This window comes from Thalassotalea psychrophila, assembly GCF_031583595.1.
Lineage (GTDB): Bacteria > Pseudomonadota > Gammaproteobacteria > Enterobacterales > Alteromonadaceae > Thalassotalea_A > Thalassotalea_A psychrophila.
On sequence record NZ_CP134145.1, the window covers coordinates 166,090 to 191,524 of the forward strand.

A 25,435-nucleotide genomic window follows, 5' to 3' on the forward strand; every position below is an offset into this window, starting at 1 on the left:
CAATACCATGGTTTATTCGTGGTGGTTTTTGGATGTTTAAAACAGCAAACGGATAAAATATATTGCAAAATAATAACTCTAACTATACTTCTCTCATGCAAAAATTTCTCTTTCTAGGGGATTTTTGCCTTATTTTTGTAGCATTTGTTTTGGCGACTGAACAAACATTTAAACAAGCTCAGAACCTAGACAATATAAGTGTTGGCATAATGTTTGCCGTTGTGATGCAAGTCACATTTTTGGGGCTAGGCTTATATAAATCAAAACTTAGAGAAAAATTACTTGGTTTAACTCGCCGCCTATTTATTGCTACCGCCATTAGTTATTTATTACTATCGATCATGGTGCAATTTATTGAAAATCATGTGGTTAACAGCGAATCTATTTTTTATGCCTGCGTTTATTCCTTATTAGCTAGTGCTATTTTTCGGTTTTTACTGATCCGGAATAATGTTTTAGGCTTTGCTCGTCGTAACGTAGTTGTTTTAGGTTGTGGGCAAAGGGCATTAATCATAGAAGAAAGAATGCGCCGAGATGTGGATAAAGAGGGCTTCAATTTACTTGGTTTTGTGCATATGGAAGGTGATATTCCGGCAGACATTAAAGAAAATCACATTGTTGTGTTAAAAAATGGCTTAGTCGAGTTTGTCATAAAAAATCATGTACACGAGATAGTTGTTGCTACTGATGAACGACGGGAAAACTTACCAGTGGATGATCTTTTCTCATGTAAATTAAGAGGTGTAGTGGTTACTGAAATTCTTGATTTTATTGAAAAAGAAACGGGGCAAATAGCGGTTAATTTAATTTATCCAAGTTGGGTCATATATTCAGATGGATTCGTACCAAGTAACGATATAAGAAATACCTTTGATTGGCTGTTTAACGCAGCGTTATCAACAATTTTGTTTTTAGTAGCTTGGCCGTTTATGTTACTTACCGTTATTGCGATTAAGCTTGAAGATGGCCTAGATAAACCGTGTTTTTATAAGCAAGAACGCGTTGGCTTAAGAGGTAATATATTTCAAATTATAAAGTTTCGCTCTATGAAGCTAGATGCTGAAAACAATGGTGCGCAATGGGCAAAAACAAGCGATTCACGTATTACTAAAGTTGGCAGTATAATTAGAAAATATCGAATTGATGAATTACCACAGATATATAATGTGTTGGCAGGCGATATGGGTTTTGTTGGACCCAGACCAGAACGCCCTGAGTTTGTCGAACAGTTGCGAACAAAAATTCCATATTATAATGAACGTCATAATGTGAAGTCGGGTTTAACTGGTTGGGCACAATTAAAATATCCCTATGGCGCTACGGTGATGGACGCGGAAGAAAAACTCAAATTCGATCTCTACTATATTAAGCATCGCAGCTTTTTTTTAGATCTTTCGATTATAATACAAACCTTTGAGGTGATCTTATTTGGTAAAGGCAGGTAGTTAAATTGCAAAGCCATCCAAATCAAGCGCATATTCTTACTGTAGATGTTGAAGATTATTTTCAAGTATCAGCATTTGAAAATGTAATTGCCAGAAGTGAGTGGGATTCTTTAGAGCATCGGGTAGAGAAAAATACTCATAGAATATTGGATTTGTTCGATAAGCAAAATGCCAAGGCGACATTTTTTGTATTAGGTTGGGTTGCCGAGCGTTATCCAAACGTAGTCAAAAGAATCGTCAATGACGGGCATGAATTAGCTTCTCATGGCTACGGCCATCAAAGGCTTACCAAGCTGAATCAAAAAGAAGCTCAGCAAGATATAGAAAAAAGTAAACATATTTTAGAAGATATCTCTTCGACTGAAGTTATAGGTTATCGGGCGCCAAGCTTTTCAATAAACAACAGCAATACCTGGGTTTATCAAATTCTAAAAGAGTTAGGTTTTCAATATAGCTCTAGCACTTACCCCATCAACCATGACTTGTACGGTGAACCAAGCTGGCCAAGACAAGCTTATTTAACCAAAGAAAACATTCTAGAGATCCCTGCCTCTACATTGAACGTTGCGAACAGGAATTTTCCAATTGCTGGTGGTGGATATTACCGGTTACTACCTTATTGGTTAAATAAACAAGCAATTAGCCGTTATGTTAAGGCAGAATCTGTACCTTACATGTTTTATTTCCATCCCTGGGAGATAGACCCGGAACAGCCTAAATTTAGTCAAGCATCGTTAAAATCAAAATTCAGACACTATACAAACCTGAGCAATATGGAGAGCAAAATAGAAAAACTTTTATCAAGCTATCATTGGCAAACTGTAAAAGCATATTATGCGTCTGACTCAGTGAGCACAAACTCCGTCGCTGGTTGTTATTGTGATTAATTCAGAAACTAATAGCAAAGCGGAAACTCATCGTGATAATAAATTTAATTTAATGATTTTTAGTGTTTTTCTACTTTGGTTTATTACGTTTTTTAGTGGCTTAAAAGCGGCTGCTTCAGTTTGGTGGGTGTCTGAAATATTTCATCATTGTGCCTTTGTATTACCGATAAGTACTTGGTTAATTTATCAAAAGAGACATGAGATATTAGCTGAGGCACCAAGGCCAAATTACGGTGCTTTACCCTTTATTATTTTATTAATGCTTATTCATATTTTTGGAGTGGCTGGCGATATTCAGGTATTCCAATATATTGGTACTTTCGGTATTTTACCCTTTATTGCTTGGTTATTTATTGGCACTAAAGCATGTTCAAAAATTATTTTTCCGTTGTTTTTTATTGGCTTTGCTATCCCCGTTGGTGATGAACTTATTCCCGTGCTGCAAGAAGTCACGGCAGATTTATCGGTATTTTTATTAAAGTTTATTGGTACGCCAGTATTACGAGAAAATCTATATATTGAAATACCCAACGGTCGCTTTTTTATCGCAGAGGCATGCTCTGGCATCAGCTTTTTAATTGTCTCATTTGTGTTTGGTAATCTGTACGCGTATTTGTCTTTTCAAAAATATAACAAGAAGATTTTATTCTTAGTACTGTCTTTTTCCGTACCAATTATCGCGAATGCGTTAAGGGTATTTGGCATAGTTCTTATAGGTCATTACTTTGGAATGGAGTATGCAACCGGTACCGATCATTTAGTTTATGGTTGGGTGTTTTATTGTTTTGTGTTGTTTTTACTCATTATTATTGGTGAAAAATTAAAAGACACTAAAAATAATGAAGTTATTTCAAGCCTACAACCTATACAGCTGTTAGTAAACTTAAGGTTAATTACTATCATTTGTTTTTTGTTTGCATCCGCAACTATGTGGCAATTATTGATTTATCAGAGTAAACATTACATTTACCAGAGCCAAAAACAACCAGATGTTTTGAGATTTTTTATTGCAAAATCAGACAATAGTTGGTTACCAAAATTTATTGGTTTTAGCCAAGAATTTAGAGGACGTTTGAATTTAGAGTCGGGTGATTTTATCGATGTTTATTGGGCAAGTTATCAACAAGGTGCAGATTATGAATTGATTTCTAATCTAAATTATTTGTACAGGAAAAAATACTGGCGACCTACTGAATCCCAAGTCGTTGTTGGTAACGTTTTAGAAAATAATGTTTTATTCAACGAAATAACTTTAACTGGTGCACATAGACAAAGAAAAATTTTTTATGTTTATCTGCTTAATGGTGAAGTGATAACGAATAAATTTAATGCAAAATTGTCGCACACATTAAATAAAGCACTGTTCAAGCAATCAAGCATTTCAATTGTAGCTTTCAGCTTTCCGATTAAAAATTTAGAAAGTGAGGCTGAAGCGCAGTTTAAGTTGTGGTTTAGCCAAGTCACTTTGCAACCTAAAGTAGTTTATAGCAATGCAAAAATATAAATCCAATGTCATTATATTAACCACAGGTTTAAGCGGTAGTTCACTGATCACGAGCTTAATTGCAAGTGCAGGCTACTGGATTGGGAAAAAAACACGGGTTAAAGATAATTATTCTGGTCATTACGATACTTTTGAAAATGAGAAATTGATTCATCTTAATGAAAATTTATTTAAACAATTGAATTTAACCTTTAATGCGAATACTCCATACGCTAAAGAAACCTTTGAACTGATCACGAATAGTTATTCCGTTTTAGATAAGAATGAACATCAAAAATTTATTGCTCATTGCGATAGCAATAGCCCTTGGATATGGAAAGATCCTAGATTAAGGGTAACTCTAGGATTTTGGTTGGAATTGATTCAAACTCATGATTTAAAATTTATTCTTGTAACTAGGGAGCCATGGAGCTTATGGGTTTCTTTGTTAAACAAACGCCAGATTGTAGTACTTGAAACAGTTAAACGATTTGAACTAGAGACTAGGGAGTTATTACGTTCATACGCAAAAGGTAAAAATATTCCTTTATGTACAATAAATTTTGATAAATTAATTTCAAAGCCGGAGCCACAAATAGAAAAAATAAATCAATTTTTAGGGGTTGATTTAAGTAGAGAAGATTATAACAATGTGGCTAATCTAGCATTAGTTAAGGAAAGTAGAAGTTACATAAGGCAAGTTAAGGCGCTGCTTATTTTTATCAAAAATTACTTTTAGGTTTCTGAATAAAGAGAGTTATTTTATTGCTCATTATTAGATATCCTGGTTTTTACCACTTTAGCAGGGTTGCCCAGTGCAATGGAATTGTCAGGAATATCATCAAACAAAACAGAGCCGGCGGCGATTATGCAGTTTTTACCTACATTTGCCATAATTATCGAGCCATTTCCTAACCATGAATTTTCGCCAATTCGTATTTGTGTGTATTCACCACCTTGCTCTTTGATCGGCATCGTTAGCTCATTAAAATAGTGTTGTTTTTTGCCGCTTAAAATGTGCACTGCGGAGCCTAATAAACAGTTTTTCTCAATTATAGCTGAGCCTATATTTGATTGAGGACCGATATAAACGCCTTGATGAATTTCAGTTTTTGTTTGCGACAATAATACTCCAAAACAGACCATAGCATCCTGATCACAATGCGTGATAGAGAATCGGTAAAATGCGGTACGTAAGTAACTACCGAACTTTCCAGGAAGTAAACTAAGCAACTGGGAAAATGCTGTTAACGTGGCGTCTTTCGCAAAAACATAAGCTAATAGTTTATATGCTAGGATCACTACTAGCATTATTAGTAATGAGATAATTTGAATAAATTTTTTAATGCTTTTATTCTTCATCTTACTTATGACCATTTTCATTATTTATTAAAGAATCCAACTTTTTCAGCTGATTGCTCCATGAGTAATTATCTATTACTAATGCTAAGGCATTAGCAGAAATTGCTTTTCTTAAACTGGGTTGTTCAATTAGGCGTTTAATTTGAAGAAAAAACTCTTCTTCGGACTCAGCTACTAATAAATCCCTTTCTTGTTCACATTTAATACCCTGAATAGCATTTGGAGTAGAAATAACGGGAATGTTGCAGGCAAATCCTTGAAGTATCTTATTTTGCACTCCTCGAGCTATTCTTAAGGGGGCAACAAAGAAATCGGCTTGTTGATAATATTCTCTAATATCACTTACAAAACCCGTCACTTCGACTCCTTTTGTGTCGTTTAAAGCGCAAACTTTTTCTGTAGGCTTCATACCTGCAATGATAAATCTAGCCTTAGGCCAATGAGTAAGGATATTGGGCCATACTTTTTTAGTAAACCATTCAACAGCATCTACATTTGGTAAGTAATCCATAACTCCTGTAAAAATAAATGTTGGCTTATTTTCATTGAATGCTTTTTGTACCGGTTGAAAATACGCTGTATCTAGACCGTTCCCCATTGATTCTACGTTATGAAATTTTGTATTTGATTTTTTAAATAAATCTACTTCTTTTTCAGAGGTAAAAAGACAATGATCGACATTTTGTTGAACTTGGTATTCATAATTTTGCAATAATTTAGCTTCTCTAGAGTATATTAGTTTAATTAAACCAGTTGATTTTTTTACATATTGTAGCCATTTATCCGAGTCTAAATCCATAAAGTCAACGATGATTTTGGGCTGGTTTGAATGATTTAATTGATTAGTTTTAAAAATATATTCCATTACACTTGAGCTCGAACAAATAACAATGTCTATCTCTTCGGATAGTAATTTATTAATTTTTTCTTGCAGTTTGTTGTCATAAAAATAGCTAGTACTGATAGGTTTTTGGAAGATCAATGCTCGCAAATAGCGAAACAGTTTAGGCATCAACTTAGAGCTGGTAGTTTTAGTGAGTAATCGTTCATCTAGTTCTCTGATATTGATTGTATCTATATTTTTCTCAACAGGGCAGGCTACTCGAATTTCGTGTCCTTGTTCAGCTAAAAACTGAATTTGATGAAACGTTCTTATTTTTTCCCCTTTATTAGGAGGAAATGGAACTCGCTGAGTTATAAATAATATCTTCAATTTCAACCTTAAAATATTTTATTGTTAATTTTTATCTAAGGTCTGTTGAAAGATCTACAGACCTTAATTCATTGACCGAAATTTTTTTCAAATTAGAGTTTTAATACTTCTTTTTTTGATTTGGAAAGTTTGTTATTTACAACTTTTGCGTTACCACCGTCACGGCTAGTGATTGTTTTGTTAGTGATGTTGTTTTCGATAAGTACCTCTACCGTTGATTTATATCTATATTCAATAGCTCTAGGGTAATCGTGTTCGAGCCAAACACGATTGCCAACAATTTTAGTTAATGGACTGTCCTCAATCACTATGCCTGTGTCAGCAAATGGATCGCCGTTATCATGATGTATTATTATATTGTTTTTGATCAGGCCGCCTTTATTCGAATAGGTAATATTTTTATGTACCCTGGTCTTTAACATCCCTAAACCAATTGCACGGTCGCAATCTTCGAAAGTGTTGTTGATTATGATTGGATTGTAACTATTATTCCAAATATGTATGGCATGCTCTGCGATCCTTTTATCAGGACTGGCAATATCTTTAAATGAATTGTTTCTTATAATCCAACCGTTTCCTGCATGTGCATCGACGCCACCGATATAATAATTTGGCCCAATTCCTGCGCTATAGTAAAATTGGCAGTGTTCTATTAAACCAAAGTCGGAAGACATTTCAGGGGCACCTTTTTTATCGTAAGAGACTTTTAGTAGTTGCTGATATGAATCTCTCATTACGCAATTTCTGATCACTGGATAGTCGGCATCGTTCTCCCCTGCAATTTGAATTAAATGGTGGATAGCGCCCTGTAGAGTAATGCCATCTAGTAAGAAATGATCTCCGGAGACTTTAATTAAATTTGTCGCTCGGCTGTGTTTAAACATGCCGTTTGCTTTGATTATTACCTTTTCCGGCTTATTGTTATCGCTTACTAAAGCGATGTTATCGGCTTTGATATTTAGCGTTCTTTTTATTTTATATTCGCCATCGGCCAATGATATTAATACATTGCCACCTTCAGCATTAGCATTACGAACAGCTTCACTTAATGCCGATGCTGTATTTACATAAACATTACGATAATTCTTGGGTGTTTGAAAAGGTTTATCAAGATATGGGTTTGCTCTTTTGTCAAAATTTATAGCAATTCTTGATGTTGGATCAACCTCATCAGAAAAGTGACCACCACCGAGTTTTTGTTCAATTTTTTGACTTAACTGTTTAGCCACAGAAAGGCTTGGTTTAAATATAAAATAGCCAGCTATTGCCAATATAAATGCAAAGACGGAAAATCCGGCGCCAAAATACAGTCCTTTTTTGAAATACGATAGTTCTTCATTCATTGTATGTATGTATTTGATAGCTTGTCTTAGAAAGTTTAGTACAACAATGAGAATATATTAACTATTAGAGCGCTTTTTACGAATATAGAGGAGATAGGCAGAGACTAGTAATAGTAAGCAAGGAAATGCCCAAATAAAAAAATAGCTAAAATATTCGAAGTAGTATTTTTTAGTGACAAAATGTTGAACACCATTCCAACGCTCAAAATTATTAGAATATATCCTTGTTAAGGCTTTTAAATCATCATTGCTATAACCGGCGTTTTTATAATGGGAAATAACTAAACTTGAATTTTGGCTTATTTCCTCAGCAGAATAGGGCAGATAAACGCCGAAGTCGGGATCAAAGAGGTACTCTTGACCGTCTTTAAATTTGGCAGATACAATAACGTGTCCAGGGAAAGAAAGTAGTTGATTATGAATGTTGTGTTCATCAAGAATTTGCGACATTATCATCGATGCATCACCACAAATCCCTATGCCTCTTTTTAAACTGCGATGATAATCGGAATAGTGATATTTTTCATACTCTGGTATGCCAGAAAACTTACCCATTAAAAACAATATATAGTTCTCCCATACCGGTATAAGCTGATTAAATTTGGTATTTTCAAATTTTTTCCAGTGAATATGAGCAACGCCTTGGGCAATAACTGGTGTGATCTTTTGTGCATATTGCTGATCGTTTTCGTTTTGATTTCGAGCAATATTGTTGATGGTTTGCTTGTAACTAAGAGAAATATCATTTTGTTTGAACCTTAATTGATCAGAGAAAAATACTTTAGGTCGAATATCCTGAAAAAGGCCGTAAATATTGATAGATATTAATATTAGCGATATAAGAAACGCGGCAATAGTAAAAGCAAGGTTAACTTTTTTCATCATTATCCTTACCTCTTAAAATATAGATGTTGTACGCACATGCACTGTACAAAATACACCAATATAAAATTTCTGAACGCATCCTATTTAGAAATGTCATTGCGATTAAAAAAGCAATAAAAGCTGCCTCAATTGCGATGACTTTATAATATTTATCTAGTTGCCTTTTTTCAGATAAATATTGTTTGCAAACTTTTAAAGTTTTAAACGAAGAATAAATCATAGTAATAAAAACTGCGAAACCGATATACCCTGCCTCGGTTAAAGCTTCTAACCAAGACGAGTGAACAGAGCGATATTTGTTTTTACCAGTTTCGATACTTTCATCAATATAAAGAGGGGAATAAAGATTAAAACCCTTGTAGCCTAACCCCATCGGATGGTCGATAGATAATTTTAATGCAGCATGCCAAAATATAAGTCGTGTTGAACCTGATTCTTTTTCTTGGTCTATGCGCGCTTCTTTAATCGTAGAAATCCTTTCAATGAACAAATTATCAGCTAAATATAATGAACCAAGTATGCCTAGTATAGTTAATGTAATAGCAGTTCTTTTTTGTAATTCTCTTTTGTATTTCGAAAAAAACATATGTGCCATAAAAAAACAAACACTAAGAAGTACCGCTAAGAATGCTCCACGACTATTAATTAAAATTAAACTGTTTGCAATAAAGACACCGCTGACAGCAAATAAAGCTTTCAACCACAGTTGTTTTGTAACCCAGAAATAATATAACGAGATGACTATTGCTGGGGCTATTGCTGCAGCAATTCCGTTGGCATCTGGAGAATCAACTGTGCCAATGCCTTCTAATCTTATTCCACTGTTACGTCCTAATTGCCAAGCAAGAAAGCTGATATACCAAGCGCCAAAAATGTAACCATAAAGAACTAAATTTAATTTTTCATCAGTATCGATTAGTTTGTAGGCGATGGAAATAATAATTACTAATTTTAAAAAATATACAAAAGCGTCAAAATGTATATTTTGTGAGGTAGCCCAAAAATAAGTTATGCCATAAATAAATAATAACAAATAGACCCACTTAAACTGTGGCGCTGAAAACAACTTATTTTTGATATGTTCAGGCAATTTTATAAGTAAAGCGAAAACCATTAATAAAACGGCAAAGAATGAGTAACTAATATCGGGTATTGAAACGCCCCACCAACGATTTTGTGGGTAATAAAAATATACAGTTTCATAAAGTACAAAAGCAAAAACAGGTAATCTGAAAAACGTTAATATAAATCCAGAAACATAGGTAGTGATAAATAATATAATATTTAACATAACTTACCTTTCTTTAAAGAACGCTTTGTTTTGGTATTTTTGGAGCCATGAAAAAATTGCACTTTTCCGCCACCGATATTGTAATTGAATTTCTCCTATGATTTTTTGATGAATAATGAAGTAAAGTTTCTGCCAAGGGTTTAGTGTCACACCTTGAGTTAATAATGGGTAATCAAGACGTGTCATTAAATCATCACAAAGCTCTTCTATGATACTTACTTGGAAGGTTGAGAGTCTGTTTTTCCACTTTGTCGCCAAAGTGGGATCTGGCTTCTTGAAGGTGTTTATATTTTCTCTGCGTTTAATATAATTGCTGGACTTTTGATCATACTTCAACAGTTCCTGACTAAATGCTTTACCTAAAAATTGGCACACTTGTTTCATCGATGTTTCAAGATCTTCGATAATATCTTCATAGCGAATGAATAAAAAATTGTCGGGATACTTGTTCATGAAATCGAGTTGTTGACTGACTTCTTTCCTCCAACGCAACGAACCACTGTATGCATTTGTGCCCAGCCCCCATTTGTTTTCAATATAAGAATTAACCACTCCCCTGGCATCTCGCACAATTAAAATGAATTTTGATTTTGGTAAAAATAATAATAACTTATTTGTGTGTTCTGTTAATTGTGGATCTTTTAGGCCCCAAACTAGGTGTTGATTTTTGCTGATCTCTGTATCTATGCAGACATCAGACTTTGTTAAAATCTGATGTTTTATCGCATCTGTTATTGTCGGGGTATCATGTTTTTGGTCAAAGCATTTAGATAAATCTAATTCATTTTGAATGAAAATATCTGGGTGTGCAGAAAGGATTCGGGCGAGTAATGTAGTACCTGAACGCTGAGTCCCAAGGATGAATATCGGATAGTTGTCAGTCATATGAGAGTCATCAGCCTAAAGAAAAGTGTTTTTTAATTTTTGCATTTATCTTTCTTCCCCTTACATAAGGAACAATAAATGCTTTGAATTTTTTCCAATAATTATCTCTCCATTTATCGCTGATATTATCTCCGCTAGCGAGAACATACCCCAATACTGGCTCAGTAATTTTTACATAGGGTTGTTTGATGTCATTCTTAAAAAACTTATCCATATTCATATGAGAATATCGACACCAGGGGATTTGCTTAATTGAGTGTTTATTGATTACTGCGGGGGCATTAATATACTCATTTGCTAAAATTGAAGTGGAGCCACAGTGCAAATGCATTTTTTCAGTATGAATTATCCGCTGCTGATTTTGATAAATTAAATACCCTCCCTCGATAATGGCTCCTGCTTTTCCATTTACCTTTTCACATACTTGTAAAAAGTCTCGGCTAATTAAGTCATCGGCATCCAAGGCAAACCAATAATTGATTTTCTCGCTACAGAGAAATTTGATTCCAGTGGCTATTTTTAAGTTTTTATCGTTCACCAACTGTTTATGGCAAAAGTTTGGGCTTTGTTTATTTGGTGCAGGAAAATCAACACTTATAAAATCAGTTTGTGGGAACATTTGCATTACTGACTTTGGAAACTCATGTCCAACAACAATAACCCGATAATTTTTAACCAGCTGATTTTTGATAGAAGATAAAGTTGCTGTTAAAGATGCAATTGTTATGTCCCAATTTTTAGAAATAGTTTTAGATTTTAATGGGACTACAATGCCATATTTCATTTTCAAAAAGCCTTTGAATAATTTTTATTAGTTAACTTGATTCGCCAATTGGTTTACTTAAATATAGAAGAGTTTTACTAATAATGAGAAGTGCATACTTTTTTGTAGGCGTATTGAATAATTTCAATGAAATGTTTGTGCTCTCGGTATCGATTGTAGTGAATTAAGTAAAAACTAATTTGTATGGAACAAAAAATGAAAAAGAAACAAAGTGTGTATGAAATTAAATTCAACAGGGCACTGGAAGTTAACAGCAACGGTTTTAAAAATTCGAATATAATACCAGAAAGAAAAGTCGATAATATGATCGGAATTATTAATATAAAAACTCTCTTTAGTTGTAATTTATAGCAATAATTGAGATAGCCGATCATTAACATTGCAACAAACAAATGTAAAACCCCTCGAGCTGTAGCTAATATTTCCAGAGAGTAATTTGAGACATAAAAAAGCACAGGCAGTGCTAGTAAAATTGCTATTAAATTAAAATTAAATAACGATTTTACTTTGCGTTTTACAATAAACGTATTTGTTAATAGTGATTCAATACTTAAAGAAAATAATAAAATACAAAACGCTGAAAAAATACTTGAAATATGTCGCCATTTTTCACCTAAAATTACTTCAATGATTAATTCGGAGTTTGTTGTCATAAACAGACAAATTGGTAATGCCATTAATATATTAATCATCATAACCAACCTAAAATGATAGGCAAAGTCTTGAGGGGCATTAGCTACCTTAGCTAAACTTGCTAATATTGGTTCACTGGCAGGGGTAATTATTTGCGTCGCGGGTAATAGGGCCATGTCTTTCGATAAATGAAATCCGCCTAATTGTGGAGCACTAAAAAATTTACTGACGAATAAAATGTCAATCTGCTGATTAGTAAAACCTAGTATTCCTTTTGCAAAAACCCATTTTGAAAAAGCCCACTGTTGCGTAAACCTGCAAATGGAAAATTTTGGGCGAAAACTGTGTAATAAATATGAGAGTAGTAATGAGAACAAAGCCGCAAGCACATCACCGATCAATAGTGCCCAAAATGTTGGTTTATATAAGGCTATAGATATCACAATCAGGAAAGAAAAAATCTTTGTTGATATTTCTAATAAAAACACTTTCTTGTATTTAAATTCACGTCGGTACAGCCAAAATCCGGGGTTGAAGAATGCATTTATAATTAAAATAATTGAAATGAAATATAGTCCGGATAAAGCCTGTTGCATATTAAAAAATGCACAAATTTGTGGTGCCAGTAACAGCAATACAATCCAAAAACAGCACCTTAATCCTATGGTTAAAGTCCAAGCGGTATTAAGATCTTCAGGTTCTACAGTTTCTCGACTAATAATGTATTGTTGGCTACCAACTTGCGACAATATTTGGAACAAATTCAAGGTAATAGATAGAAATGCAACGACACCAAAATCATTTGGCACAAGTAATCTGGCCAATATTAACGTGCTAACAAGGCCAATTGTTCTTTGGATAAATCGTGTTGATATTATCAACGCAGAACTATTGAGAACTTGTTGAGTTAATGATGACATAGCGACTAACTTTACCCTTATACCAAAGTATTACGCATTGCGTAAAAAACCTGGAAATTTGATTATAATTCTTCTTACCTTATGGAACATACGGATAAGCAAGTTATTTTCCTCAGTTCTTTTTTGCCAACTTCCTGAATAGTTAAATCGTTTGGCTAATTCTTGTAAAGCTAATTTTTGGTCGCCATTGGCGTCAACTTTTTGCCAAAACTGAATAAATGATTGCTTGGGGTTGTTGATATCGATTGTCATCTGATTTGGCTTATCTTTTAAAAATGAATTGATATTATGCTTAACGGTTTTAACGTAATCTTTAGCTATAGCAAGTTTAAAAGGCTCAATGTGCTTGGGTAAATCGATATAAATTCCCGAGGTATATGCAGGCATGATTAAACCATTAATAAAGCGTTTTTTGTAGCTTTCCGAGACCTGATGCTCATCTCTTAATAAATGAATATATAGCACTTTATTTTGATCAAACTGATTTTCTAAACGGCCTAAAAACCAACTCAGGCGATTGTCACACTCAATATGAAATTTAGGGTAATTGAGCCTTTCTTCACCCAGTTGATTCACTCTTGATTCATGCGCGCAAGTGAAGTTTTTGATATGTGTACAAGCTTGTTTGAAAGTCGTAGTACCACAACGACCAGTGCCAATAACGAAAACTTGCTCAATAATCATATCAAGCCTTATTAGCCGTAATGTTAGAATAGAAATATTCATAAGCATCTGCCATTGTTTTGATCGAGAATGACCGTTTAAAACGCTCTTTGCCAAGAGTCGAATACTTCGAATATTTATCTGGATCATCTACGATTGCACAGATCGATTCTGCGAAGTTTATATGATCATTACTTGCACATATCAAACCATTAATATCGTGGTGAATAATTTCAGGGTTGCCTCCTACATCTGTTACTACACAGGGTTTTCCTATAGAGAGGGCTTCTAGCAATGTTATTGGTGTGCCTTCACTGTATGATGACAATAAGAAGATATCCATGATCCCGATATGGTCATTCGGTTGTTCAATATAGCCAGTAAAAAATACCTTATTGTTAATTTTAAGTTGTCGCGAAAGTTTTGTAAGGTTTGCTTTTTCTTCACCATCACCAACAATAAGCAATATGGTATTTGGATGTGTTTTTAAAAGTTGAGAAAACGCTTTTAGCATCATGATATGATTTTTTATCGGATCCAGCCTGGCAACTGTACCAAGTACGGTTTGCTTATCATCTATTTTTAAGCTTTGCCTTAAGGCTTTAGCATTAGCAGAATCTACTTTAATTGGCTTGATACCGTTATAGATCACTTTAATATTTTTTTCTCTAATGCCTTCATGAACAACCAACGCCTGTTTTGTGGCGTTTGAAATTGCAGTGATTTGAGCCGTAATTATATTTAGTAAAGGATTAACTAACTTACGTTTGAAGCTGCTCTTTTCTGGATAGAATCTACCGTGTTCGGTAAATATAACTTGGCTTTTAGTTAATATTGCAGCACAAGCCCCATAAACCCACGGACTGTATTGATGACAGTGCAAAAGGTTAAAGTTATGATTTTTTATGATATCTCTAATTCTGAAAATAAGATTTACATCAAAACCTGGTTTACGATTGAGCTCAAAAATTGTTATACCATTTTCTTGTAATTCTTTAGCAAAAGGACCTAAAGGGGATTCAATGCACAGAATTGCCATTTCAAACTGAGAGTTATCACAACCCTGTATTATATTTTTGATAACTTGTTCGGTGCCACCAATACACATATCAAAGGTCACATGGAGAATTTTAATCATTGCGTCACCATGTATTTATCCCACCACATTTGAAACATTAACATGCTCCATAATAAGGTTGAATGATCGCGTTTGTGTTGTTGATGCTCTTGCCAAAATTGATTTATTTTTTCTATTTTAAAGAAATTTACCAGTCCAAATTCATTGTTTAACAGTTTGATTTCTGCAATGTCTTTTAACTCGTTTCTCAGCCACGATGCAACTGGAGGGGTAAAACCCATTTTTTTTCTATTAAGAATGTCGTTTGGTAATGTGTCTTTAAACGCTTCTTTTAAAATGTATTTTTTAATACCTTTGTTAAACTTTAAGTGTGAAGGAAGGCTAGCTGCAAACTGTGCAATACCATAGTCTAGTAATGGCGCTCTTACTTCTAAAGAGTTTGCCATGCTCATCCGATCAACCTTTACCAGTATATCTCCAGGAAGATAGGTTTTTATATCGGTATAAAGTATTTTGGCTAAGTGATCTTCACTATCACATTTTTGGTAAAAATTAGTGGTGATGCTTGACGGATGATAATTGCCAATGGCTCGTTTGGTTTCGCCAGTAGCTAATGAATCCCATTCTTTGTTACTAATGTGAGAGTTCGAAATATAAAAAGCAGCATCAGGGTCTAGGCTTAAACTATGTAGTAGTGAGCTAGCTTTCTGACAGTATTTATTATTGAATTTACTGAACAGTTTTGCAGAAAATGGCAGTATATTTTTCCTTATGAACTTTGGTGTTTTAACTCTTAAATTATTTTCAATCGCATCAATCGAATATTTTTCATAACCTGCGAACACTTCATCCCCACCATCTCCTGATATGGCCACAGTGACTTTTTCTCGGGCTAACTTTGCAACAAAATAAGTTGGTATAAGTGATGGGTCGGCAAAGGGTTCATCAAAAAAAGACACGATGTGTTCTAAGTTGTCAGCAACATTTTCATCAACGGTTAATTCAAAATGATGAGTCTGATACTGCTCGGCTACAGCTTTGGCGAACTCAGTTTCATTCAACTGTTTGTCATTAAAGCCAATTGAGCAAGTTATAACCGGCTCAGCACTGTTTTGTGCCATTAGAGAAACAACAGCACTGGAATCTATGCCGCCGCTTAGAAATGCGCCTAAAGGCACGTCAGCAATCATACGTTGTTTTGTACTTTCATTTAAAAGATCAGAAAGGCTATTCTTTGCTTGGTCTAATGCAATGTCTTGTGTGTTTGCAAAGGAGATGTCCCAATATTTCTTTTTATGTAAACCATTTTTATCAAAGGTTAGGTAATGGCCTGGTTCAAGTTTAAATATATCTTTATAAATTGTTTTTGGATCTGGTATGTACTGGTAAGCAAAAAAATCATACACCGCATCGGTACGAATTTGTTTGGGCAACTGTTTAATTTTCAACAAGGCTTTTAACTCAGAGGCAAAGATCAATTCTTGTTTAAACAGGCTGTAGTAAAGTGGTTTTTTGCCTAATCGGTCACGTGCAATAAATAAGGACTCCTTTTTCTTATCCCATATTGCAAAAGCAAACATACCGTTTATCTTATCAAGAAGCTTTTCCCCATATCGCTGATATAATGCTAACAGCACCTCGGTATCAGTTAATGAAACAAATTTACTGCCGGTTTTTATTAACTCCTTGCGGAGTTGCTGAAAGTTATAAATTTCACCATTAAATACTATGATGTATTTGCCGCATTGTGATTGCATTGGTTGTATGCCGGCGCTAGAAATATCAATAATGCTTAGCCTTCTGTGACAAAGGCCAATGCAGTCATCTAGGTATATATCGCCTGCGTCTGGGCCACGATGAATCATCGATTGGCCCATTTCCTTTAGGGTGCTTTTATCTGCGATGATATTAGTCAAGCAAGTAAACCCTGCGATACCGCACATTTTTATTCCAATTAATCATAAAGTCATTATTATTAATTTAACTATATGCCATGAATAATAATTTGCTTACCTTTTAACCGATTATTATTGATGCTTTGTTAAGTCTAAAAATAATTGGCAGTACTCGTTGGCCATGCGTTTAGCTGAGTAATTTTCGATAACATTTTTCTCAGCTGCCAGAATTATTTTGTCTTTTACCTTGTCGTTATATAATAATGTTTCCGCGTATTTAGCCATCATTTCGCTATCACCAACAGGTGCCAAAAATCCGCTCTGGTTGTGCGTAATTATTTTATCTACACCAGGGATATCATAGGCTACGATAGGAACTTGTAGGTAGGCAGCTTCCATTAAACAACGAGGGATACCTTCCAGTGTTGAGGAAAGCATGAACAAATCAAAGTTTGATAGCAATTTCAATCGGTCATCTCGATAACCTAGAAACTCAATTTTATCCTCACATCCTAATTGTTTTGCAAATGACTGAAGCGTTTGCTGCTCTTCTCCTTCACCAATAATTATCAGCTTTAAATTTTTCTGGCGAGACAGCAGTATTGCAAAAGCTGATATGGTGTCAGTCAGGTTTTTTCGAGAGATAAGTTGGCCGATAAAACCAATTACTTTTTCCGACGACTTGTCACCTTGAGTCATTTCATTTTTAACAACGTCAGCCTCACTAAAATCAACGCCGTTTTGTATGTAAACGAGTTTATTTTTATCCGTCATTAATGCATGGCAGTCTTGTAATAATTGTGGCGATAAGGGAACAACTCTGTCGAAATAGCGCATTACTAAATTACCTAGCCAGATATAAAACCTTAATTTAAAATCGGATGTATTCTCAAATCCATGGGGAGTAGATATGCATTTTATGCCACACTTTTTTGCCGCAATAAGGCTGATAATGTCCGACTTATAACCATGGCTGTGGATGATGTCTATATTACGCTGTTGTATTAATTTACATAGTTTGGGTATCACTGATAAATCGAAACGATGCTTCATCTTTATTGCTGTTGCTGGCAATCCCATTTGCTGCACTTTATTAAGCAATTCTTGATCTTGATTTTCCTTTTCTGCGGTTGTAACGAGCTCAACTGAGGCTTTATTGGCATCGAGATTATTCATTAATGCCAATATCCACCTTTCAGCGCCATAAAAACCAGTAGGGCAGATAAATTCCAGTATTTTAACCTGTGCTCTCATAAGTCTACCTCCGTAATACCTTAAACAGGCCCCAGATGGTGCCAATTGAACGAGCCGGAAGATAAACCAGATAGAAGATAAACCATTGATTAAGTCCTATTTTTCTTTTAGCTAAGCAATACCCTCTAATTGCGTAAATACTTATAGGAATAACTAATAGACTTAACCAGGTTAATGTATTTAAAGATGTGAAAAGGCTTATTGATAAGCACATGATAATAATAAAAAAGCCAATTGGAGCAAGCCAACTTGGTATTTCAGACAAATTAAAACTACGACCGAATAATGATTTTAAATTTGATTTTGCTCGCCAAATTTCTTTGAAAAATAATTCCTTGTAACTTTTATCTTCTCCTAAATGTATATAAGAGGCTTTGGAACTATAAAATAGCGAACCTAGCTGGGCAGCTTTATCGGTAAAATAATAATCCTCACAGGTTTCTAGATGTTCGGGAAAACCGCCAATTTTTTCAAAATTAGTCGTGGTTAAAAATAAGTTACGGCCAGGCAAAAAATGGCATTCACAATCTACATAAAAATTACTAAGAGCAGTTCTAAGTTGTTCCAGTGGTTTTGCCGATTTTTCACATGCTTGTATACAGCTGCTAATAATCCTATTTTGTCTTGCATGCAAGTCATGCCGTACTTGGTAAACCCAGTTTGGTGATAGATGAACATCGGCATCAATAAATGCTAAATACTGCCCATTAGCTCGTTTGGCTCCTTCGTTTCTTAGTTTGGCGATAGTATTTGCCGAGTCGTGATAAAGAATAGTTACGTTTCGGCGTTGGCTGATTAATTCAACAGTCTGTTTGAGTTCTAAATTTTGAGTAATTATAAAAATCTCAAGTTCATTTTGATCATAATCCTGCTGGAAAATTGATTGCAGGGTTTTTATCAGCATTTCCTCTCTGCCTTTATGCGGTATGATGAAAGAGATTTTCATAAATTCAGCAGCTCCAAATTGTTATTATTTTTTCTTGCTTAGAAGTATAGCAATGAATTTTGAGCGGTGAGAAAGCCAATGTAGCTCTCTTTTAAGTGAAAATTTATTGATGCATTGAATCAATTCTCGACCGAGATTCACTAAAGTATTGTCCCTCTCATCAGCTCTAATATTTTCATGGGTAATAAATTTATCCGCATTGCAATTTATCAGTTCTTTAGGTGCTAAGTTTTGCATTAATATTGCCAATATTCTTGTATAGGTAGATTTGTTATCGCTTTGTAAGTACTTTTCTACATAGCTATAAATGTCATTGGCTTTATTTAATAATAACTCACTACGTTGGTGATCATACATTGCCGCATCGAGCAAAATATTTGCTTTACGAACGTCTTGAGCAACCCATGTATTATTTGGAAACTCTAATTTATCTGGCTGATTTAAATATACATCCTCATTATTCAGCATCCAGTTTGCGTAATGTAGGAAACTGGATTTTATTTTTTGAAAAGAGTTATCTATTTGGCCATAGGTGTTTTTCACCTGTAAATATCGACTAACTGATTGCAAAAATATCGTATAAAACCAGGTTAATTCCGGCTCATCTAACTTTAAATTATCTATGTTATCTGAGCATGCGATGGTGTGTTCTATAACGTATTCTGCTTGAACTAAAAATGAGTTGTTTAGCGTTAATTCATAGCTGTTTAACAGTGAAACTACATAGTTCCCCGTGCCCCGATCTAACGGATAACGATTTCGGAGGATATTTTTTTTATCTACCGCTTTGTGATGTTTCAGGGCGAAAATAAATTCACAAAATGTTGCTGTACCTTCATATGTGGTCTTTATCCACTGAGTTAATGATAAAACTGCTTGTTTGGATGTCTCATCGCCGGTAAGTAAATAGTGGTAGTATAAACCTGTTGTATAGCAATGTTGTCCTCCTGGGCCACCTCCTCCTTGGTGCTCCTGATAAGCTCCAAGTTTGTGTTCTTTTGAAAAGGTTCGATGAGTAGAAGTTGCAGCACTTAAGTAATGATCGGTATGCCAAAACATACCACCGTTATATACCTCTTTATCTTTTGTGGTTCGATAAATGTCGATATCTTTAATGTGTTGTGCCAAATCTTCTGCCAAAGAAAAGTATCTGCAATCTTGTGTTAGCAAATACATTTTTAAAAATCCATATAATGGATCATATTGATTGTTGTAGTGAGAAATAAGAGGCTCTTCGCCCTGATATTCCAGCTCTTCATGATCGGCATATAGATCACCAAAGTTTCGCCAACCATAGTCGTCTATCCGCTCACGTTTTTTAAAAAAATCATTATCGCTATCAATCCCTTTAGCAATAATAGATGACAGGTTGTTGTTTAACGTTGCCACACAAACTTGTTCGTTAACTTTGGTTGATTCGAGGTAAGCGAGTTCAATATGACATTCCAGTGACGATCTTGGCCAAGCGGTCATCTGCTTAATATTTGAAAAGTTGATGAAACAGCATTGAGTTTTACTTTCTCCAGGTTGTAATTCATAACTAGTATTTTGTGAAGGAAACAAGCAAAGCTTTATTGAATCAGTTGTAGCATGGATAGCTGAGGGAAAGTTTTGCCAAAAATTTTGTTGCAATACATGAATAGCTTCATGCTTATTATTCATTACACCAGCACAGGGATTGATGCGCTGGCCTGTTATTTCTTCTTTGTCATCAATAACTATTTTATAGCCGTTTCCATGACTATCAATTTTTCCGTAACGGTTAATATGGTTTTTACTAAACCGGTTTTCTCCACCACTATTGTGTTGGAATATTTGCAGTTCTTGCTGAGCAGAGATATCGCTATTTTTATGTGGTTGATAAAGATTAATGCTATCGCCATTTTTTATCATCAATTTTAAACTTAATGATTTGAAAAACACTGAATTTTCGTCACCTAAATCCCACTGCCCGCCAGGATGATTGGCAGCATTTGGGTTATGGATGGTCAAATCGCATTTGATCATATGTTGTTCATTGTAAAATTTGAAAATGGCTGTAAATTTAATATGTTCTTGTTCTTGTTCTTGTTCTTGTTCTTGTTCTTGTTCGTTTTCGACAAACTCACCTTCAATTTTTAATTCTTTGCTGATAATTGAACATTGCTTAATAAACGATATTTTACCTATTTGTACTGCAACAATTTTGTTTTTATCATTGATGAATTCAAGTTTGCTGCTGTGTAATTTTAAATGTGTATTTTCATCAGTTTGACTCAGAGTGAAATTGTTTTTATCCAACACAAAATTACCTGAATTCGTTGTTATCGTTATTTGTTCAGGTAGTTCAGTAATTGAGATTGGTTTAATTGAAGAGCAACAACTTTCTGTTGTTTTTTGTGTATGTTTTTTGAGGAAAATAATGGCTTGCTGATTTTTTTTTAGCGAATAATTAAATTCGAGTTTTCCCCATTTGATAGAGTTATCAGGCCATAGCGTGAGGGAAGTTAAGTTAAATACTAATACTCTTTGCTCACAATCGATAAGCCAAATGTCATCACTTGAAAATACTTCACCTTGTTTAAACGGCAAACCAATCAGTATCGGCTCATTAACGGTATCAATGGAGTTGCTTTCTTTAAGAGTTAATATTGCAACCATAGCTAACCTTTTATTGCCTTTTTACAGTGGCGGCCAAGCTGTTCAATTTTATATTTAAGTAATGGTTTTTGAAAGCTGACTTTATATAAGTCCTCTTTGCGAGTTGCTAAACTTGCTTTATAAGGTTCACTGCCTCCCATAAAATCGTAATAATCAAAGTTGTGGTCTAAATAATATTGAACGCAAAGGGCATGGCCGACGAGGCCCGGCTTTAATTTATTGTGATTCGCCTTTGTTAAAGCCGATAAATAAAAATAGACTTTGTTTCGATACTTATAATTATAAAAATATGCGATAACTTGTTGATCACAAGAAAGTTTCCATAGGTCTATTTCATTTTTATCAAATGAATTACTGATTAACTGCTGATGAAATGCAATGAACTTAGGGTTGTCAAAACCACTGTTTTCAAAGCCTTTTCCCCACCTTGCTATATGCAATGGCGCGATTGCCTTTAACATTGCTAATGCTTGTTCACGAGAATCGGCCTTGGTTAAGGTGAGACTCGAGTTTCTTTCAAAACTTTTTATACTGCGAGTAATTTGATAGCGAGTATTTTTGGATAAATGCTCAAGATACTTGAGGTTTTGTTTTTGCATGGACTTAAGGTCTATGCCATAACTTTTGGCCTCCCAAATGATATGTTTATGTAAGCCACTCGATTGCTGATATAAATTGGATTCTGTTTGGGTTATTGCCCCAATTGTAAATTCTTCCCAACTGTTAAGATCGGATTTTATGTGATGAAAAAATGCATTGATAACTTCATTATGCTCATGTTTGTGGGTGAGCACGCCATTGTATTCAATCCAGATTTGGTCTTCTAAAGGATCACCAGTTTGATGCATAAACAAGTGTTTAAACTTGATACAACCATAGCGCTTACTATTACCACAAGTTATTATCGCCAGTCCTCGGGTTCGTTGCTGCTCATCTTTTATTTGGATTAACTTTGCTTTTGGCTGATAGCATAGTAACCAAGACGAAATCCAACTCCACGAAAGAAAAAAAGCACAATCTGACTGTGCTTCAAGCTCAAGCCATTGCATCTGCAATGTTTGTAGATCTGGGATGCTGATACAGGTTACATCGTATTTTGGGGTTCTGGTGTTATCCATGGCAAATTGTTATGTTTCAGTTATTTTGGGGTGTTTAATTAAAAAATCACCTAACACTAAAAAGTCAATCTCACCATGTAGAAACGCCTTAATTGCTTCTTGCGGCGAGCAAACGATAGGTTCTTCATGCATATTAAAGCTGGTATTAATCAAGCTAGGGATACCACTTAGCTTTTCATATTCTTTGATAATATCGTAATAGCCAGGATTGGTTTCCCGTTTAATCAGCTGTGGCCTTGCTGTACCATCAACATGAACGGCTGCCGGGCATTGTTGGATCATTTCTTCAGTACAATCAAAGGTGATCGTCATAAATTCTGCAGTATGTTCGGCCCCAGAGATATTCAAATAACAACGTTCTCGTGCTTCGAACAGAGTTACAGGTGCAAATGGCATAAACTCAGTTCGTCCAAGCTTCTTATTCAACCATTGGTTTACTTCTACCTCTTTTGCATGATACATAATTGTTCGGTTACCAAGAGCTCTTGGACCATACTCCATTCTTCCTGAAAATCTCGCAATCACGTTGCCTTGATTAATCAGCTCTGCCACTTCTTTGGCTAAAAACTCAGGTTTTGAGTAGCTCAGGTTGTTTGCGATTATTTCAGTCTCCATTTCCTGCGTACTATAATCCGGACCGAAATAACAATGGCTAATAGATTGGGTAAATGTTTTTGGCGGGCTAAAGAATAATGCGGCGCCGCTGGCGCAACCGCCATCTCCCATATTTGGGTATACATATATCTGTTTAACTTGTTCTATGGCGAAAATACGCTGGTTTAATTTAACATTGGCGGTCACACCTCCAGATAAGACGATATTGCTGATACCCGTTTTTTTTACCCAGTAAGCAACCATATTTTGAGTAACAATTTCCAAAACATTTTGATAAGCCGAGGCAACATCAATTTTACTAAAGCGGCTGGCTAAGTAGCGAGAAAAGTATATATTGTTAGCTTGGTTAATTTTAAAGTTACCTGCACTTTCAATAAAGCGACTCAATAATACCTCGGTCAACACCTGTGGATCACCGAACGCTGCCAAGCCAACTATTTTTCCTTCATGACGACTGGGTTTAAAACCTAGACTTGAAGTGACATGTTCGTAAAAAGTCCCAAGAGAATAAGGGTAATCTATTTCAGCAAGGCGTTTGAATTTACCATTTTCAGCGATGCTTACAGAACCGGCAAGACCACTGCCATAGCCATCAATAGTGATACAAAGTGCTTGTTCAAATCCACTGCTGAAATAACTATTTGCCGCATGCGATAGGTGATGATCCACTCGGCGTAATTTGTCGGATAATCCCAATTTATTTAATTGTGAAGTAAGTTCATCTTGCCATTGACTAAACGATAGCTCAGCCTCTTTTGCCCACTTATTTGATTCATGTTTAGCCACTATTTTTGAAAACCAGGAATTGGTGCCTGCTAGTTTGTAGAATATTTGCTTTAGTACGCCCTTTTCATGTTTTTCATTGGCATTTTTCAGGCCGTTTATAACATCTGTACGCACTGATTTTTTTCGCTCTGCTTGATTAAGTAAAGAGCTAAGGTTGCTCGTATCAGTTTGAGTAATTACTTGGCTTTCTTTGGCAATATTTTTTGTAAATAAAACTTTTTCTTGTTCAGCCTCTAAAAAGGGGTAGGCAACAATATCTATGTCATCTGCGGTTAGTTGTGTATAAGCCAATGCTTGTTTCAAGGCAAATGCAGGAAAACCGTCTTGTTGCTTATTTCTGGTGAAACGCTCCTCACCCGCAGCAAACAAAATTTTTCCATCTTCAACAATGGAGACCGTTGCGTCCTTATCTAAAGGAGATATGCCTAAAACAATCAATGTAAGCTCCTGAAATGATCGTGCAATTTAGCAGGAGTGGATGCCACCCCGCCGAATTCATTTAAGAAAAAATCAAAATAATAGCGGAATGAATCTAAAAATTTAGTGAGTTGTTGTTTGTTTTGCACATAAGGAGTAAAGCCTGGCTTTAGGCTTGGGCTGTGAAAACTCCAAGTAAAAGTTCTATGGCCATGTTTGTATAAATATTTTGTCAGCTTAATATGCTCTTTATGGTTAAAACCTTCAGGTGATAATATCAATCTGTCTAATAGCCCCGTCTTAGCTAATATGCTTGGAACTTTTAACGCTTTAAATTTATCTGCTAAATGATAAATATCATGACTGTTATGCTTAATCTTACCTACAAAGGCGCCACTAACAGGAACTTCTAGTATTTGCTTGCCTTCGTCTAACCAGCTAGGGTTGCAATTAAATTCTTGATAGTCAGGACCACCTTCCTCTTTAAAATTCAGTGTAGGACAAAAAGATAAATCGGTTTTGTATCCAAGATTTTGCAAAATTTTTAAAGTATTGCTACCAAAACCATACCTACCTGCTTTATAGGTAGTTGGACGAAAACCATAATTTTTTTCAATTTCTTCAGTTAATATTTTTAATTTTTCTTGTTCCAAATAAAAATCTAAATTACCAGGAAAAGAATTTTTCACATTAACTTGTTCAGTCAAAGGTGGATTTACCCAAGGGTGTAGATGGGAGCCTAATTCACAACGATTCGAATCTAATATCGGCTTTAGTATATTGACAGCGATTTGATTTGTTGCCATTGGGTAATCTATAACATAACAGGGTGGGATCGCGTATTCATCGCATATTGATTGGCTGCGACCAATATTTTCTATAGCGTTAATAT

The 25,435-nt window shown here is 34.9% G+C and carries 21 protein-coding genes; 4 read left to right on the plus strand and 17 right to left on the minus strand.

What is annotated here, in order from left to right; genetic code table 11:
* The first annotated feature begins 149 nt into the window (after window positions 1-149).
* The 4 genes from RGQ13_RS00740 to RGQ13_RS00755 are packed head-to-tail and all read left to right on the plus strand — an operon-like array spanning window position 150 to window position 4,554.
* On the plus strand, window positions 150-1,445 hold the full coding sequence (locus RGQ13_RS00740) for a TIGR03013 family XrtA/PEP-CTERM system glycosyltransferase (RefSeq protein WP_405054148.1): 1,296 nt from the start codon (window positions 150-152) through the stop codon (window positions 1,443-1,445).
* A 5-nt stretch (window positions 1,446-1,450) separates the two neighbouring features.
* Window positions 1,451-2,332, plus strand: coding sequence for an XrtA system polysaccharide deacetylase (locus tag RGQ13_RS00745; protein ID WP_348391650.1), 882 nt, complete (start codon window positions 1,451-1,453; stop codon window positions 2,330-2,332).
* Window positions 2,325-3,836, plus strand: coding sequence for an exosortase A (gene xrtA / locus RGQ13_RS00750; RefSeq protein WP_348391651.1), 1,512 nt, complete (start codon window positions 2,325-2,327; stop codon window positions 3,834-3,836). The genes RGQ13_RS00745 and xrtA overlap by 8 nt, the downstream gene beginning before the upstream one ends.
* The gene (locus tag RGQ13_RS00755) at window positions 3,823-4,554 is read left to right on the plus strand and encodes a sulfotransferase (RefSeq protein ID WP_348391652.1); all 732 of its coding nucleotides are present in this window, start codon (window positions 3,823-3,825) and stop codon (window positions 4,552-4,554) included. The genes xrtA and RGQ13_RS00755 overlap by 14 nt, the downstream gene beginning before the upstream one ends.
* A 23-nt stretch (window positions 4,555-4,577) precedes the next feature.
* Here RGQ13_RS00755 and RGQ13_RS00760 read toward each other — a convergent pair whose 3' ends face one another.
* The 17 genes from RGQ13_RS00760 to RGQ13_RS00840 form a co-directional block, all read right to left on the minus strand.
* Entirely contained in the window at window positions 4,578-5,177 is a 600-nt protein-coding gene (locus RGQ13_RS00760) for an acyltransferase (protein WP_348391653.1), read from the minus strand.
* Window position 5,178: 1 nt separating this feature from the next.
* Window positions 5,179-6,390, minus strand: a complete 1,212-nt coding sequence (locus RGQ13_RS00765) for a TIGR03087 family PEP-CTERM/XrtA system glycosyltransferase (RefSeq protein WP_348391654.1) — start codon at window positions 6,388-6,390, stop codon at window positions 5,179-5,181.
* 92 nt (window positions 6,391-6,482) lie between these two features.
* Window positions 6,483-7,733, minus strand: coding sequence for a right-handed parallel beta-helix repeat-containing protein (locus RGQ13_RS00770; protein WP_348391655.1), 1,251 nt, complete (start codon window positions 7,731-7,733; stop codon window positions 6,483-6,485).
* Window positions 7,734-7,790: 57 nt separating this feature from the next.
* Window positions 7,791-8,618, minus strand: coding sequence for a hypothetical protein (locus RGQ13_RS00775; protein ID WP_348391656.1), 828 nt, complete (start codon window positions 8,616-8,618; stop codon window positions 7,791-7,793).
* A complete protein-coding gene (locus RGQ13_RS00780) occupies window positions 8,602-9,909 on the minus strand; it encodes an O-antigen ligase family protein (RefSeq protein WP_348391657.1) in 1,308 nt (435 codons plus the stop codon). Before RGQ13_RS00780 ends, RGQ13_RS00775 begins: the two co-directional genes overlap by 17 nt.
* Window positions 9,910-9,912: 3 nt before the next feature.
* Window positions 9,913-10,794, minus strand: a complete 882-nt coding sequence (locus RGQ13_RS00785; RefSeq protein WP_348391658.1) for a sulfotransferase family protein — start codon at window positions 10,792-10,794, stop codon at window positions 9,913-9,915.
* Between the two features lie 10 nt (window positions 10,795-10,804).
* Window positions 10,805-11,578 carry a hypothetical protein gene (locus RGQ13_RS00790; RefSeq protein WP_348391659.1) on the minus strand — a complete coding sequence of 258 codons (774 nt, stop codon included), beginning with the start codon at window positions 11,576-11,578 and terminating at the stop codon, window positions 10,805-10,807.
* 77 nt (window positions 11,579-11,655) lie between these two features.
* Window positions 11,656-13,131: an oligosaccharide flippase family protein gene (locus RGQ13_RS00795; RefSeq protein ID WP_348391660.1), complete on the minus strand. Its 1,476-nt coding sequence runs from the start codon at window positions 13,129-13,131 to the stop codon at window positions 11,656-11,658.
* Between the two features lie 30 nt (window positions 13,132-13,161).
* On the minus strand, window positions 13,162-13,815 hold the full coding sequence (locus RGQ13_RS00800) for a hypothetical protein (protein ID WP_348391661.1): 654 nt from the start codon (window positions 13,813-13,815) through the stop codon (window positions 13,162-13,164).
* 1 nt (window position 13,816) lies between these two features.
* Entirely contained in the window at window positions 13,817-14,932 is a 1,116-nt protein-coding gene (locus tag RGQ13_RS00805; RefSeq protein ID WP_348391662.1) for a glycosyltransferase, read from the minus strand.
* On the minus strand, window positions 14,929-16,815 hold the full coding sequence (asnB, locus tag RGQ13_RS00810) for an asparagine synthase (glutamine-hydrolyzing) (RefSeq protein WP_348391663.1): 1,887 nt from the start codon (window positions 16,813-16,815) through the stop codon (window positions 14,929-14,931). Before asnB ends, RGQ13_RS00805 begins: the two co-directional genes overlap by 4 nt.
* A gap of 84 nt (window positions 16,816-16,899) precedes the next feature.
* A complete protein-coding gene (locus RGQ13_RS00815) occupies window positions 16,900-18,021 on the minus strand; it encodes a glycosyltransferase (protein ID WP_348391664.1) in 1,122 nt (373 codons plus the stop codon).
* A gap of 4 nt (window positions 18,022-18,025) precedes the next feature.
* Window positions 18,026-18,967, minus strand: a complete 942-nt coding sequence (locus RGQ13_RS00820) for a glycosyltransferase (protein WP_348391665.1) — start codon at window positions 18,965-18,967, stop codon at window positions 18,026-18,028.
* Window positions 18,968-18,991: 24 nt separating this feature from the next.
* Window positions 18,992-21,607: an RIFT barrel domain-containing protein gene (locus tag RGQ13_RS00825; protein WP_348391666.1), complete on the minus strand. Its 2,616-nt coding sequence runs from the start codon at window positions 21,605-21,607 to the stop codon at window positions 18,992-18,994.
* Between the two features lie 2 nt (window positions 21,608-21,609).
* The gene (locus RGQ13_RS00830; RefSeq protein WP_348391667.1) at window positions 21,610-22,725 is read right to left on the minus strand and encodes a GNAT family N-acetyltransferase; all 1,116 of its coding nucleotides are present in this window, start codon (window positions 22,723-22,725) and stop codon (window positions 21,610-21,612) included.
* Window positions 22,726-22,734: 9 nt separating this feature from the next.
* Complete coding sequence (locus RGQ13_RS00835) at window positions 22,735-24,564, minus strand: carbamoyltransferase family protein (protein ID WP_348391668.1); 1,830 nt, start codon at window positions 24,562-24,564, stop codon at window positions 22,735-22,737.
* Window positions 24,561-25,349 carry a polysaccharide deacetylase family protein gene (locus RGQ13_RS00840; RefSeq protein WP_348391669.1) on the minus strand — a complete coding sequence of 263 codons (789 nt, stop codon included), beginning with the start codon at window positions 25,347-25,349 and terminating at the stop codon, window positions 24,561-24,563. The genes RGQ13_RS00835 and RGQ13_RS00840 overlap by 4 nt, the downstream gene beginning before the upstream one ends.
* Window positions 25,350-25,435 lie beyond the last annotated feature (86 nt).

Excerpts from the sequence above, each read along its gene's own strand:
- RGQ13_RS00805 (WP_348391662.1), bottom strand. The coding sequence starts at position 14,932 with ATGATTAAAATTCTCCATGTGACCTTTGATATGTGTATTGGTGGCACC.
- RGQ13_RS00785 (WP_348391658.1), bottom strand. The coding sequence starts at position 10,794 with ATGACTGACAACTATCCGATATTCATCCTTGGGACTCAGCGTTCAGGT.
- RGQ13_RS00790 (WP_348391659.1), bottom strand. The coding sequence starts at position 11,578 with ATGAAATATGGCATTGTAGTCCCATTAAAATCTAAAACTATTTCTAAA.
- RGQ13_RS00780 (WP_348391657.1), bottom strand. The coding sequence starts at position 9,909 with ATGTTAAATATTATATTATTTATCACTACCTATGTTTCTGGATTTATA.
- RGQ13_RS00800 (WP_348391661.1), bottom strand. The coding sequence starts at position 13,815 with ATGATTATTGAGCAAGTTTTCGTTATTGGCACTGGTCGTTGTGGTACT.
- RGQ13_RS00820 (WP_348391665.1), bottom strand. The coding sequence starts at position 18,967 with ATGAAAATCTCTTTCATCATACCGCATAAAGGCAGAGAGGAAATGCTG.
- RGQ13_RS00825 (WP_348391666.1), bottom strand. The coding sequence starts at position 21,607 with ATGGTTGCAATATTAACTCTTAAAGAAAGCAACTCCATTGATACCGTT.
- RGQ13_RS00770 (WP_348391655.1), bottom strand. The coding sequence starts at position 7,733 with ATGAATGAAGAACTATCGTATTTCAAAAAAGGACTGTATTTTGGCGCC.
- RGQ13_RS00760 (WP_348391653.1), bottom strand. The coding sequence starts at position 5,177 with ATGAAGAATAAAAGCATTAAAAAATTTATTCAAATTATCTCATTACTA.
- asnB (WP_348391663.1), bottom strand. The coding sequence starts at position 16,815 with ATGTGCGGTATCGCAGGGTTTACTTGCTTGACTAATATCATCGCAGAT.
- RGQ13_RS00815 (WP_348391664.1), bottom strand. The coding sequence starts at position 18,021 with ATGAGAGCACAGGTTAAAATACTGGAATTTATCTGCCCTACTGGTTTT.
- RGQ13_RS00755 (WP_348391652.1), top strand. The coding sequence starts at position 3,823 with ATGCAAAAATATAAATCCAATGTCATTATATTAACCACAGGTTTAAGC.
- RGQ13_RS00775 (WP_348391656.1), bottom strand. The coding sequence starts at position 8,618 with ATGATGAAAAAAGTTAACCTTGCTTTTACTATTGCCGCGTTTCTTATA.
- RGQ13_RS00795 (WP_348391660.1), bottom strand. The coding sequence starts at position 13,131 with ATGTCATCATTAACTCAACAAGTTCTCAATAGTTCTGCGTTGATAATA.
- RGQ13_RS00830 (WP_348391667.1), bottom strand. The coding sequence starts at position 22,725 with ATGGATAACACCAGAACCCCAAAATACGATGTAACCTGTATCAGCATC.
- RGQ13_RS00840 (WP_348391669.1), bottom strand. The coding sequence starts at position 25,349 with ATGGCAACAAATCAAATCGCTGTCAATATACTAAAGCCGATATTAGAT.